The 12,600-nt window shown below is 40.6% G+C and carries 13 protein-coding genes (1 of these 13 cut by a window edge); 9 read left to right on the top strand and 4 right to left on the bottom strand.

The annotated features are described in order from the left end of the window. The first annotated feature begins 34 nt into the window (after positions 1 to 34). From FG28_RS12525 to FG28_RS12515, 3 genes are all read left to right on the top strand, one after another. Positions 35 to 1,339 carry a carboxypeptidase-like regulatory domain-containing protein gene (locus tag FG28_RS12525; RefSeq protein ID WP_036386546.1) on the top strand — a complete coding sequence of 435 codons (1,305 nt, stop codon included), beginning with the start codon at positions 35 to 37 and terminating at the stop codon, positions 1,337 to 1,339. Positions 1,340 to 1,420: 81 nt separating this feature from the next. After that, the gene (locus tag FG28_RS12520; RefSeq protein ID WP_036383313.1) at positions 1,421 to 2,473 is read left to right on the top strand and encodes an LD-carboxypeptidase; all 1,053 of its coding nucleotides are present in this window, start codon (positions 1,421 to 1,423) and stop codon (positions 2,471 to 2,473) included. A gap of 128 nt (positions 2,474 to 2,601) precedes the next feature. After that, positions 2,602 to 3,117 carry a porin family protein gene (locus FG28_RS12515; protein ID WP_036383311.1) on the top strand — a complete coding sequence of 172 codons (516 nt, stop codon included), beginning with the start codon at positions 2,602 to 2,604 and terminating at the stop codon, positions 3,115 to 3,117. Between the two features lie 71 nt (positions 3,118 to 3,188). Here the strand turns inward: FG28_RS12515 and rocD are convergent, their stop codons facing one another. Beyond that, positions 3,189 to 4,433, bottom strand: a complete 1,245-nt coding sequence (rocD, locus tag FG28_RS12510) for an ornithine--oxo-acid transaminase (protein ID WP_036383308.1) — start codon at positions 4,431 to 4,433, stop codon at positions 3,189 to 3,191. Positions 4,434 to 4,659: 226 nt separating this feature from the next. Here rocD and rlmD point away from each other — a divergent pair, with 226 nt between their 5' ends. From rlmD to FG28_RS12485, 5 genes are all read left to right on the top strand, one after another. Then, complete coding sequence (rlmD, locus tag FG28_RS12505) at positions 4,660 to 6,072, top strand: 23S rRNA (uracil(1939)-C(5))-methyltransferase RlmD (RefSeq protein ID WP_036383306.1); 1,413 nt, start codon at positions 4,660 to 4,662, stop codon at positions 6,070 to 6,072. A 31-nt stretch (positions 6,073 to 6,103) separates the two neighbouring features. Further along, a complete protein-coding gene (locus FG28_RS12500) occupies positions 6,104 to 6,622 on the top strand; it encodes a DUF6452 family protein (RefSeq protein ID WP_036383304.1) in 519 nt (172 codons plus the stop codon). Next, the gene (locus FG28_RS12495) at positions 6,603 to 7,364 is read left to right on the top strand and encodes a DUF6048 family protein (RefSeq protein ID WP_036383302.1); all 762 of its coding nucleotides are present in this window, start codon (positions 6,603 to 6,605) and stop codon (positions 7,362 to 7,364) included. Before FG28_RS12500 ends, FG28_RS12495 begins: the two co-directional genes overlap by 20 nt. A 178-nt stretch (positions 7,365 to 7,542) precedes the next feature. Next, positions 7,543 to 8,742, top strand: a complete 1,200-nt coding sequence (locus tag FG28_RS12490; RefSeq protein ID WP_036383299.1) for a hypothetical protein — start codon at positions 7,543 to 7,545, stop codon at positions 8,740 to 8,742. Between the two features lie 28 nt (positions 8,743 to 8,770). Continuing rightward, a complete protein-coding gene (locus FG28_RS12485; RefSeq protein ID WP_036386544.1) occupies positions 8,771 to 9,115 on the top strand; it encodes a VOC family protein in 345 nt (114 codons plus the stop codon). 188 nt (positions 9,116 to 9,303) lie between these two features. Here FG28_RS12485 and FG28_RS12480 read toward each other — a convergent pair whose 3' ends face one another. After that, a complete protein-coding gene (locus tag FG28_RS12480; RefSeq protein ID WP_036383297.1) occupies positions 9,304 to 10,464 on the bottom strand; it encodes a class I SAM-dependent RNA methyltransferase in 1,161 nt (386 codons plus the stop codon). A 56-nt stretch (positions 10,465 to 10,520) separates the two neighbouring features. On the opposite strand from FG28_RS12480, the gene FG28_RS12475 reads away from it, so the two are divergent. Beyond that, positions 10,521 to 11,210 carry a ZIP family metal transporter gene (locus FG28_RS12475; protein WP_036383294.1) on the top strand — a complete coding sequence of 230 codons (690 nt, stop codon included), beginning with the start codon at positions 10,521 to 10,523 and terminating at the stop codon, positions 11,208 to 11,210. Positions 11,211 to 11,235: 25 nt separating this feature from the next. On the opposite strand, the gene FG28_RS12470 is transcribed toward FG28_RS12475, so the two are convergent. Next, entirely contained in the window at positions 11,236 to 11,874 is a 639-nt protein-coding gene (locus tag FG28_RS12470; RefSeq protein ID WP_036383292.1) for a hemolysin III family protein, read from the bottom strand. A gap of 6 nt (positions 11,875 to 11,880) precedes the next feature. Beyond that, positions 11,881 to 12,600, bottom strand: the 3' portion of a protein-coding gene (locus FG28_RS12465; protein ID WP_036383291.1) for an amidohydrolase family protein. It continues 618 nt past the right edge of the window; only the last 720 of its 1,338 coding nucleotides appear in the window; its start codon lies beyond the right edge, outside the window — the gene reads right to left on this strand; its stop codon occupies positions 11,881 to 11,883.

Raw genomic sequence — 12,600 nt, 5'->3', positions numbered from 1 at the left:
TTTAGTAGAATCTTTAGGTATAAATTATATGGATATGCGCTTGATGACCCTTTTTTCCAAAAGAATAACTTTCCTTTTTTTGATGTTGGTCGGTCTGTTGTTTTTTCCGACCCATTCTTGGGCTTTTCAAGAAGGTCAGGATGACAATGACTACAACCAATATCGGGGTGAAGTGGTTGATGAATCCACCAATAAACCTTTGGTATTTGCCACAATTTCTGTGGAAGGTACCAATATCAGCACCATTACCAATACCGAAGGTGATTTTCTATTGAAGGTTCCCAAAGATATTACAGACGGCAATGTCATTGTATCATTCTTGGGATACAGGACCAAAACCATTCCTTTGCTTCAATTTCAGCCGGAAGACAACACAATTGGTTTGCTTGTATCGGTGACACAGCTTTCCGAAATCAACATCAACGCCCCCAAGGATGCCACTGCCCTGGTTAAGGAGACCTTGGCCCGAAAAGGCGATAATTATTTTGACGACCACACCTTAATGACTGCATTTTACAGGGAGACCATCAAAAAAAGAAGGAGAAATGTGTCCCTGTCCGAAGCCGTGGTAAGTATCTACAAAACACCCTACAATTCTCCTAGAAATGATGCCGTTGAATTGTACAAAGCCCGAAAGAGCACAGACTACAGCAAACTGGATACGGTTGCATTAAAACTGCAGGGAGGGCCGTTCAACACCCTTTATGTGGATATCATGAAATATCCCGAATACATTTTTGCAGATGGTTCCGTTGACAATTATAAATTTTCTTTTGACCGTTCTACACGAATCAACAATCGTTTGATCTATGTCATTAAATTCAACCAGTTGGAAACTATTTTGGAACCGCTCTACGGAGGTGAACTTTTTATTGATGTGGAAAACAAAACGTTGACCAGTGCCATTTATCATTTGAATATTACAGATAGGGATATGGCCGCCCGACTCTTTGTGCGCAGAAAACCATCAGGTGTGGATGTTTGGCCCACCGAAGTGGCCTACCGGGTGGATTATCGCGAAAAAGGAGGTAAATGGTATTATGGCTATAGCAGTGTAATGATGGAGTTCAAGGTGGACTGGGCGGACAAACTGTTCAACTCTGTTTACAGCATGACTGCTGAAATGGCCGTGACCGATTGGGAAAAGAATGAAAGTGGTCAGCTGCCCAGAAATCGGGAAAGGGTTAAAAAATCAATAATTTTGAGTGATGAGGCCATTGGCTTCTCCGATCCTGATTTTTGGGGCGAGTACAATATTATCGAACCTGAAAAGTCCATTGAGTCCGCTATCCGAAAAATTCAGAGGCAATTGAGACGTTCTCAGCGCAATAGCAAATAATAGCAGCAAAACAATTCATTATTTTTTTGCATTTTTACCATGGCAATTTACCGTTGGTCATATTAATGCAACTTCGATTCCATGTCTAAAAGAAGAGTCTTTTTAAAATCCCTCGCTGCACTGGGGACCACAACTTTGTTACATAAAACAGGTTGGAGCCAGGTTCCACTTGAATCCAGACAAACCAGGATCAAACCAAAAAAGCTTAAAAAAGGTGGTACCATTGGGCTGGTGGCTCCTGGGTATTCCATAGATCCCGAAAAATTCTACCTTGCCGTGGAAACGTTGGAAAAAATGGGGTTCAAGACCCATCATACCCATCGCATTTTAGACTACGAGGGATATTTTAGCAATACCGATGAGGAACGGGCAAAGGATCTCATGGAAATGTTCACCAATCCAAATGTAGATGCCATTCTTTGTGCCCGTGGTGGCTATGGCTGTACCAGAATCTTGGACTTGTTGGATTATGACACAATCAAGCAAAACCCTAAACCCCTCATTGGTTTTAGTGATATTACGGCATTGATCAATACCATTTACAAAGAAACAGGACTTGTTGGCTTCCATGGTCCGGTGGGTACAACACTGGATGATGAATACAGCCAAACTTATTTTAAGCGCATCGTAATGGAAGGACCGGAAATCCTGCCCATGAAAAATGTAATTTTATCTGATCCTGAGGATTACATGAACTCCGAATACCATAGGTATACTATTTACGGTGGCACCGGTGAGGGCGAACTGGTAGGGGGCAATCTTTCTTTGGTAACAGCCATGATGGGAACTCCTTACGAAATTGACTTTACGGATAAATTGGTCTTTTTGGAAGAGGTGGAAGAAGCCCCTTATCGAATTGACCGTATGCTCACACAATTTGCAGCAAGTGCCACATTACCCAAAGCCAAAGGAATAATACTCGGTGTGTTTAAAGGTTGCGATAGGCTAAAAACAAGCGATAACTTTACACTAAAAGAGGTAATTATGGATCGGATAGCCCCTTTAGGAATTCCTGCTATGTATGGAATGAGCTTTGGGCATGTTCCCCACAATCTAACGATTCCCATTGGCATAAACGCCTATTTTGATGCCCATAAAAAACGGCTCCGTTTACTAGAGCCGGCCGTGTCCTAAAAGCTACTCAAAAAGTAGAATTCTATAAGAAAAAACTTTCTTTTTTAGCCTCTTCTACTGATAAAAAATAAATTCTTCATTCAATTATATTTCTATATTTGCCGGCTAAACATAAATTTTAGACAAACATGAAAAAACTTTTTTTAGTAGTCGTTGTAGTATTTGGATGTGTTTCTTTTTCACAAGCGCAGGAGGCTAGGTTTGGTGCAACAGCAGGATATCTTAATGCCCGGGGAAGTGTAAAAGCTGACGGTATTAGCATATCTGCATCAGAATCTGGTTTTTACTTAGGTGCTGTGGCTGATTTTAACGTCGCTGAAAATTTCAATGTGCAGCCAGAACTTCTTTTTGCCAGTATAGATGGATCTAATGGTTTAATGCTGCCCATTCTAGGTAAGTTTGCCATTTCTGAGAAATTCAACTTTCAAGCTGGTCCCCAATTGGTATTCTCTTTTGAAGACACCCCAGAGGATTTTAGCAGCGTTGAATTTGATATTGCTGGAGGCGTTGGCTATGATATTGATGAAGACTTTTTCATTGAAGCCAGATACACATTCCAAATCAATAATTCCTATACCGGAGACGAAGATGTCAAGGTTAGGGGAAATTATTTGACCGTGGGAGTTGGTTACAAGTTTTTATAAGAAACTAGTATTGATACTACCAAGAAAGGGCCGTGAATTCACGGCCCTTTTTATTTTAAAACACATAAATTCTATTTAGAGAAATTCTGCAAGGTCTTGATGATAATCGAGACACAATCCAGCAATTGCTCATGGTTCATTACCAAAGGTGGTGCAAAACGAATGATGTTCCCGTGGGTGGGTTTCGCCAAGAGGCCATTCTTCTTTAACGCCATGCAAATGTCCCACGCAGTGGAACTATCTTCCGAATCGTTAATAACGATGGCATTGAGCAATCCTTTTCCACGTACCTTCTCCACCAAAGCGCAAGTGGGAATAAATTTGTTGAGCTCATCCCTAAAAACCTTCCCCAATTCTTCAGCGTTTTGGGCCAACCCTTCCTCTTTGATTACTTCAAGGGCGGCCATGCCAACAGCTGCAGCAATAGGATTACCGCCAAAAGTACTTCCATGACTTCCTGGGGTTATAACTTCCATGATCTCATCATTGGCCAAAACTGCCGAAACCGGATAGGCCCCTCCCGAGAGGGCTTTGCCTAAAATCAATATATCGGGTTTTACATTTTCATGATCAACGGCCAACATTTTTCCAGTCCTACCTATTCCTGTCTGAACTTCATCAGCAATAAAAAGCACATTGTACTTTTCACATAATGCTTTGGCCTTTTTTAAATATCCCTCCGAGGGGACGTAAACCCCGGCTTCACCTTGAATGGGTTCCACCAAAAAACCTGCCGCATGTGGGTTGCTTTCCAAAGCTCTCTCCAAAGCATCCAAATTGTCGTATTCTATTTTTATAAACCCTTGGGTATAGGGGCCATAATCTTCCTTTGCCACGGGGTCATTGGAAAAAGAAATAATGGTTGTGGTACGCCCGTGAAAGTTGTTCTCACACACAATAATTTGAGCTTGGTTCTCAGGGATTTCCTTTTTTTGATAGGCCCATCGTCTACAAACTTTCAATGCAGTTTCAACAGCTTCCGCTCCTGTGTTCATGGGCAAAAGCTTATCGAACCCAAAGGTGGAGGTGGCGTATTCCTCAAATCTGCCCAACATGTCATTGTAAAATGCTCTTGAGGTCAGGGTCAAGGTTTTGGCCTGATCTAGCATTGCCCCAACAATCTTGGGGTGACAATGCCCTTGGTTCACTGCGGAATAGGCCGACAAAAAATCGTAATACCTATTGCCTTCCACGTCCCAAACATACACACCTTCACCTCGGCTCAAAACCACAGGTAGCGGGTGATAGTTATGGGCTCCATACTTGTTTTCCAAATCAATCGCTTGCTGCGATGTTAAATGCTCTAAAACAGCCATTTTAAATAGTTTTAAATCAATAAAATAACCATTCCTACCTTACCTTTATTCTTTCGAAGTCTCGAAAAAGCAGCGTGGGAGAGAAATCATCCCTTGAAGTGCCCGCAAATTACAAATTATTGATTAAAACCAAAGCGTATTCCAATAGTAAGAATGTCAATAAAGTTTAGGGTCAATTTAAGAAGCTGCCCGATGCCAAATACCAAAAAGAACTTACTTTTGCCCCATGCGGAAAAAGAACAGGAGACAGACATTTGAACAGGTAGAGGTCATTGATGCGGGAGCCAAGGGCAAGTCGGTTGGGAAAGCCCCGGATGGTCGGGTCATATTTCTATCCAACGCCGTGCCGGGCGATGTGGTGGATGTAATGACCACCAAAAAAAGAAAGGCCTATTTTGAAGGAATGGCCACCCATTTTCATAGCTTATCCCCAAAACGAACGACACCCGAATGTGAGCATTTTGGGGTTTGTGGGGGATGCAAATGGCAGAATATGGCCTATGAACATCAATTGTCTTTTAAACAACGTGAGGTAGAGAACAACCTTAGGCGTATTGGGCATCTGGAATTACCGGAAACCACCCCCATTTTAGGCTCAAAAAAGCAATATTTCTACCGAAATAAAATGGAATTTTCCTTTTCCAATAGCAGATGGCTCACCCAAGAGGAAATCAATTCTGATACTGACATTGAAGACAGAAATGCACTGGGCTTTCATATTCCCGGAATGTGGGACAAAATATTGGACATCAAAAAATGCCATTTGCAGCAAGACCCGTCCAATGCCATTCGTCTGGAAACCAAAAACTTTGCCCAAAAAAATGGGCTTTCCTTTTTCGATCCCAGAAAGCAGGAAGGCCTTTTACGGACATTGATGATCAGAACGGCTTCAACCGGGGAAATCATGGTTTTGATTCAATTTTACGAGGATAATTTGGAGCAACGAGAGCTTTTACTAAACCACTTAAAAGAACGTTTCCCGGAAATCACAGCTTTGCTGTATGTCATCAATTCCAAACAAAACGATACTATTTACGATCAAGAGGTCATCTGTTTTTCGGGCCGTGATCATATTGTTGAGGAAATGGAAGGGCTGCAGTTCAAGATCAATGCAAAATCGTTCTACCAGACCAATTCGGAACAAGCCTACGAGCTGTACAAAGTGGCACGTGATTTTGCCAATCTCTCAGGAAACGAAGTGGTATATGACTTTTACACAGGAACTGGTACCATTGCCCAATTTGTGGCCAAAAAAGCGAAAAAAGTGATTGGGGTTGAATCCGTTCCGGAAGCTATTGAGGATGCAATTGCCAATGCAGAGCACAATAATATAGGCAATGTGGAATTCTTTGTAGGAGATATGAAGAATGTCTTTAACCAATCATTCATTGCCCTGCACGGAAAACCCGACATCATTATTACCGACCCACCGAGGGATGGTATGCATAAAGATGTGGTGGAACAACTGATACAGGTAGCCCCAGGAAAAATTGTGTACGTAAGTTGCAATAGTGCCACCCAGGCACGGGACCTGGCCCTAATGAAAGAAATGTACCAAGTAACCAAGGTGCAGCCCGTGGACATGTTCCCACAGACCCACCACGTTGAAAATGTTGTACTTTTGGAAAAACGGGTATAATTTTTGATTTTAAAACCTGCATAATACTGGAATGAAAAAAATTCTCCCCATCTTACTTGTCACCGCACTACTTATCCAAATTTCATCCTGTGAAAAAGATGACATTTGCATAGATGGTGACACCCCACTGTTGGTCATTGGCTTTTTTGACATTGAAGATACCACCGTTGCCAAGGAAGTACCTTCATTACGAATTAGGGCTTTGGATAATGACAGCGTTTTAGACAATGATAGTTTTAATGATAGGGCCGATTCACCGGATTCTTTGCTTGTTCCCCTGCGGATAAATGCCACAAATACCTCTTATGAATTTATTATGGATTCAGCGGATGATGAAGAAACCGAAATGGAAACCGGAGACGTTGATCCTTTGACCATTTCCTACACAACCAGTGAAGCTTTCGTTTCAAGGGCTTGCGGTTTTGTAATCAATTATGATGGTTTATCCATAACATTGCAAGAAAGCGAGAACAACTGGATTCAAGACATTCGCATAGTGCAACCAACTGTAGAAAATTCTAACAATATCCATGTCAAAATATTTCATTAGTCTCTTTATCGCATCCCTTCCTTTCTTGGCAATGGGACAAAGCAAGCCTATAGATCTTCAACAAAAGGATACGGTGGAATATAAAGATGAGTTTGGGCTGCGCGTTGGTGCCGATTTAAGTAGGTTAACGTTTTCCTTTATTGATGAGGACTATACCGGGCTCGAGCTTGTGGGCGACTACCGACTCACCCGAAAATTGTATCTGGCCGCCGAAATAGGCAATGAAACAAAGCTCCAGGATGAAACTCTGGGCCACACCATATTGTATGAATATGAAACTTCTGGCAGCTACATTAAAGCCGGGGTGGACATTAACACCTATGAAAACTGGTTTGGGATGAACAATGCCATTACCATTGGTGGACGTTATGCCGTTGCCAGCTTTAGCCAAACCCTGAATGAATACAATATTTTTGAAAGCAACCAATTCTTTAATCCCGATTTTTTACCGGGCTCGGATCCCAATGTGGAGTTTAGTGGACTCAGCGCTTCTTGGTTGGAATTTGTTATGGGTGTAAAAGTGGAACTTTTTGCCAATATTTACATTGGCATGAGTGCACGATTGGGTTTTTTGATAACGAACAAAGAGGATGAGCGTTTTCCCAACCTTTGGATTCCCGGATTCAATAAGGTGACCGATGGCAGCAATTTTGGCGTGGGATACAACTATTCCCTCTCCTACTTTATTCCATTGTATAAGAAGTCAAAAAAGAAAAAGGAAGCTGTCCCAGAATCACAATAAGCCCATCTGAAATCCCCTTGCCAATAGCTTTTTTCCAAAAAAAGAAAGTTCCATCAATTATATTGGTCAATCCACCAATTTATAGGATCGTTTTTGTACCAACAGTTGTATACTTGACTTTCAATAAACAAAAGGAATGTACAACCAGTATTGCAATAAATTAATCTATATCCTATGCATGCTATTTTTTTGCAATTGTTCATCCACAGTCCAAATACAAAAGGCGGAAATTAAAAATGGGCCCGATGGGAAAGGCCACCTGAACGGGGATTGGGAGATTGATTATCCATCCAGTTTTTCGGAAGAGGATGGTGGTATTTTTTTTGAAAGCCTATCTTTTAAAGAAGACCCTTCCAAGATTCAGGACATAAAAACTCAATTGTCCAATTTTAAAGAAAATGATGAAACAAAGTTTATAGAAAGCATAGAGTTACTTATTTATGAAAATGCTCTTACCCATGATCCAATCGAAGCAGGTTCATTTAATGTAAGCATTAGAGCCATCAGAAGTGAAAAACTGATAGATGCTCATGGTATTTATGCGCTGACGGAAATTGGCCCCATAATACGTTTGGCCATGTTCTTTTTGGACGATGAGGCTCAAAAGGAATTCAAAGATGGGCTCATTTTTGAGTTTGTAGACTTTTGCAATAAGACGTTCACTATTAAAAATGCAGAGTTGAAAAGTGTCTTTCGTTATAAAAAAGGTCAGCAACTTGTAAAACCTTTGGTTGAAAAAGTGAATACGCAAAAAACATTGAATTATCTGTGTCTAAGGGATAAGGTTTCCAGCGTTGAAACATACACCTACGATATTTTCCCATTGGGAAACAGAAGTTATGTTACTCGAAAAATCATTTCTGTGGACAAACTATTTTTTGATTCAAAAGGAGAGATTACCAAGAATGAATCTGAGAATTTTCGTTGGAACATCAAAACAACTCTAGAATTTCATGGGGATTATTATAACAATACCGCTATTAAAATCATTGGCTCTGATACATATGCAGTTTCCATAAAGATCATAAGAACAGATTCAAGTGAACTTAAGTCATTAGTAAAGCAAGACCAAACCTTCTATTCGGAAAAAACTACTATTCAGAATGGCCTTAGAACCCACACTACCTTTCAAAATGAAAATACAAAAACAACCTCACATAAGACTCAAGGAACAATTCGCTATAACTATAATGATTTGGGACATATGGACTCATATCTTATATTTTCTTCCAATCATGATGCCATGGATTCATCTTACTACAAATACATACTTTTAGATGAAAAGAAAAACTGGACACAACGCATTGTTTTTGAAGACAAATACTATCAAAAACCTAAAGCTATAGAGATTAGAGTCATTCACTATTCAGATAAATAAGTAAATTGAGGAACAATTACTTATGGAAATGAACAATACTATACTAATCAACTATGTAGAGTTTAAGGCTAAGGACCTTGAGAAAACAAAAGCGTTCTACACTGGAGCCTTTGGATGGACCTTTACCGATTATGGACCGGATTACACCGCTTTCTCGGAAAGTGGCCTTGAGGGTGGATTTGAAAAAACAAAAGAAAATATTGTAAATGGCGCGCTTATTGTGCTTTATCATGAAAATTTGGAGGACATTCAAAAAAGAGTGGTGCAAGCAGGAGGAACCGTCGTAAAGGACATTTTTTCATTTCCAGGTGGACGTAGGTTTCATTTTACAGATCCATCGGGCAATGAATTGGCCATCTGGTCCGATAAATGAAAAAAGACTGAAAATAAAAAAGAGCCTGCATTGCAGGCTCTTTTCGTCAGTAATTAATTTGAGTTAGTTAGCAATCTAAATTTTCTTGAGTTAGTTAGCTTGCTTTTTCAAGAGTTCAAATGTAAACATTTTGGTAAACTTAAGTAAATTTTAACTTAACATTGATCTCATTAATGAAATGCCTGTCATCAGCTGTCCTTAAATTTTGCCTTCTTACTGCCTTCATACATTTCATAGTGGACCAATCGGGCCTCCAGTTTTCCATTGAAAGCCCTTATTTTACGAGACGTCTTAAGCCCAACATACTTTAAGGCCTCCATATTGGAAGTAATCAGCCAAGCGTCCGTTCCTGGGTAGTTTTGTTTTAGGGTATCCCCTATTCTAGTGTAAAATTCCTCCATTTCAATGGGAAGACGTTCGCCATAAGGCGGATTGAATACCATGTGCAATTTTCCTTCAACCGGCTTTTCCGTCCTAAAAAAATCCTTTCGTTCTATGGTTATGTATTCAGATAGATTGGCATTGTCAACATTCTCCTGCGACTTTCGCACCGCAGAAGGTGCCTTGTCATAACCAATAATTTTGTGATGGAATTCCCGAGTTTTGTTCAAACTGGAATCAACAATTTTTTTATGCAGTTCTGCATCATAATCCGCCCAATTCATAAAGGCATAGGATTCCCTATTAATGTTTGCCGGAATATTACAGGCTATCATTCCCGCTTCAATCAAAATTGTGCCACTACCGCACATGGGGTCAAGAAAATCCGTTTGCCCGTCCCAACCGCTTTTTAAAAGCAGGCCTGCGGCCAAAACTTCATTTATGGGAGCAATATTCGTCAAAATCCGATACCCTCGCTGGTGGAGGGAGTTACCCGAACTGTCCAATGAAACCGTACAATCATTCTTATGGATATGAATGTTGATACGCACATCGGCATCTTGGGAATTTACATTGGGCCGTTGCCTTACCACCTCCCGAAACTTATCCACTAGGGCATCTTTGGACTTCAAGGAGACGAACATGGAGTTGTTGAAAACCTCCGAACTCATTGTGGTGTCAATGGCAAAGGTCTTGTCTTGATGAAATAAACCGGGCCAATCCAACGTATAGATATTGTTGTAAAGGTCCTTTTCATTGTAAACCTTAAACGTGGCTATCGGTTTCAGCACTTTTAGCGCAGTGCGCAAGCAGAGGTTGGCCTTATAGAGAAATCCTGTGTCCCCTTCAAAAGTTACGTTTCTAACACCCTCCTCTACATGGCCCGCGCCTAAATTCCGTAGCTCTTTTGCCAGAAGTGGTTCAAATCCATAAAGGGTCTTGGCCAACATCTTAAAATTCCCTACCATCTTTTCTTTAAATCTTTCCACAAAAATAGGCTATTTTTAACCCTTCAACCCAGCTTATGGATTTTCCTTTTTTAATCGTGTTCCTAATCCCCATTGTGGCTGTCTGGGCCAGTTTTTTCTTTGTTTGGGGGGTGAAACCCAAAAACACAAGCAACATAAAGCTACTGCTGGCCTTTAGCGGTGCATTTTTGTTGGCCCTGACTTTTTTTGAACTGCTTCCCGAAGTATATGAGGGCCATGACCCAAAAATCATTGCCTTGTTCATTCTGGCGGGAATACTACTCCAAATTTTCTTGGAGTTCTTTTCAAAAGGTGCGGAACACGGGCATATGCATTTTAATCTGGAAGAAAATAAATTTCCTTTTTTGCTTTTCTTGAGCCTTTGCATACATGCTTTGGTGGAAGGAGTGCCCATACACGGCAATGCTCCCATTTTGTATGGCATCATTATCCATAAAATCCCAGTGGCCATCATTCTCAGCACTTTCTTGATCAACTCGAAAATGAAGCTTGCATGGAGCCTGCTCTTTGTGGCCCTGTTTTCATTGATGACCCCAATAGGAAGTTATGTGGCCACACAATCTGAATGGGTGGGCCATTATGGATTCATTTTGACCTCTTTGGCCATTGGGGTGTTCCTTCATATTTCAACCATTATTCTGTTTGAAAGCTCGCAAGGACATGCCTTCAATTTGAGAAAGTTAGTGGTTATTATTCTAGGAATCGGGATTGCTTATTTGATATAGATTAGGTCATAGCCTATATGAAAATTTATCGGGATATTATTTTAAGAATCATGATCCAATGACTAATGGCTCCGCCCAAAACAAAGAAATGCCATATCAAATGATTGTATGGTATTTTTTTTACCGCATAAAAAATGATTCCTAATGTATAAAAGGCCCCACCCAAGGATAAGTACACTAATTCTGATCTAGAAAAATTTTCAAGTAAATAGGGTAAATCAATTACAATGATCCAACCCATGATTCCATAAAGTACAAGGGAAAAAACTTCGAATCTACCCGTAAAGAAAAGCTTTAGGATTGTCCCGAACAAAGCAATTCCCCAAACCAAATAAAACAACAGCCACCCTTTGGAAGGTAGAAGTATGGTAAGACAAACGGGCGTATAGGTACCGGCTATCAAATAATAAATACTGATATGGTCCCAGATGCGAAATTTCTTTTTCAACTTCGGATTTTGAACAGAATGATAAACCGTGGAAGCCGTAAACAAATGAACCAAGGACAAACAATAGACCAAAACACTTCCATACAAATAAGGTGTTCCAATCAAATCTTCCTGAAATAAAACCCTACTACCCATTATAGACAGGAATATCCCAAAGGCATGCGAATAGGCATTCCATTTTTCTTCCAGTAGAACAGGGTCTGATTTAGGTGTCAAGAAAATTTATTTATACCGTTTACCGTGTTTAACCACCAAATCCACATCTTGAAGCAAGTCAATATACCGCAACACATCCCCTTTAACAGCAATAATATCGGCATACTTGCCTGGTGTAACCGTACCCACATCATCGGCAACACCCATCCAAAGGGCAGGCCAGTAGGTAGCAGAGCGAATGGCATACATGGGGTCTATTCCAAATTCGTTTACCCAAACATCCAGCTCATTCCAGGTGGATTGACTGTGAAATTTCATGGGAATCCCACTATCGGTTCCAATCAACAATACAACACCAGCATCCAATAACTGTTGCACCTTGGTCTGCAACGTTGGTCTTCTAGAAGGGGTTAATTGAAAGTAAGGAAGTCTATCTGGATGTTTAAAACTGTTTTTAATGTCCGCTATGACCGTATCAGGCAATCCCAAATGCCATGAATCATTATCCAATACTTCTTGATTATCTCTTAAATATTCGTAATTGTAGAGTCCTTCAACGGTAGGACACCAAAACATGGGGCCTTTGTTCATTTGGGCTGTACGCTCCTCAATCATTTTGATAACATCATCTGGATAACGCGGTGCTGATGACAATCCAGTATGTTCAAAACAATCAACGCCAACTTCCAGTCCTCTGCGGATTTCTTCAGGTCGATGTCCATGCGCTACAACCTTCAAACCATGTTTATGGGCTTCATCAACAACAGCACTGAGTTCTTCCATGGT

This window comes from Muricauda sp. MAR_2010_75 (assembly GCF_000745185.1).
Lineage (GTDB): Bacteria > Bacteroidota > Bacteroidia > Flavobacteriales > Flavobacteriaceae > Flagellimonas.
This window is presented reverse-complemented; position numbering and strand designations above follow the sequence as displayed.

Coding starts and splice junctions, on each gene's coding strand:
- rocD (WP_036383308.1), bottom strand. CDS start 4,433: ATGGCTGTTTTAGAGCATTTAACATCGCAGCAAGCGATTGATTTGGAA.
- FG28_RS12490 (WP_036383299.1), top strand. CDS start 7,543: ATGCTATTTTTTTGCAATTGTTCATCCACAGTCCAAATACAAAAGGCG.
- FG28_RS12475 (WP_036383294.1), top strand. CDS start 10,521: ATGGATTTTCCTTTTTTAATCGTGTTCCTAATCCCCATTGTGGCTGTC.
- FG28_RS12480 (WP_036383297.1), bottom strand. CDS start 10,464: ATGGTAGGGAATTTTAAGATGTTGGCCAAGACCCTTTATGGATTTGAA.
- FG28_RS12515 (WP_036383311.1), top strand. CDS start 2,602: ATGAAAAAACTTTTTTTAGTAGTCGTTGTAGTATTTGGATGTGTTTCT.
- FG28_RS12485 (WP_036386544.1), top strand. CDS start 8,771: ATGAACAATACTATACTAATCAACTATGTAGAGTTTAAGGCTAAGGAC.
- FG28_RS12500 (WP_036383304.1), top strand. CDS start 6,104: ATGAAAAAAATTCTCCCCATCTTACTTGTCACCGCACTACTTATCCAA.
- rlmD (WP_036383306.1), top strand. CDS start 4,660: ATGCGGAAAAAGAACAGGAGACAGACATTTGAACAGGTAGAGGTCATT.
- FG28_RS12495 (WP_036383302.1), top strand. CDS start 6,603: ATGTCAAAATATTTCATTAGTCTCTTTATCGCATCCCTTCCTTTCTTG.
- FG28_RS12525 (WP_036386546.1), top strand. CDS start 35: ATGCGCTTGATGACCCTTTTTTCCAAAAGAATAACTTTCCTTTTTTTG.
- FG28_RS12520 (WP_036383313.1), top strand. CDS start 1,421: ATGTCTAAAAGAAGAGTCTTTTTAAAATCCCTCGCTGCACTGGGGACC.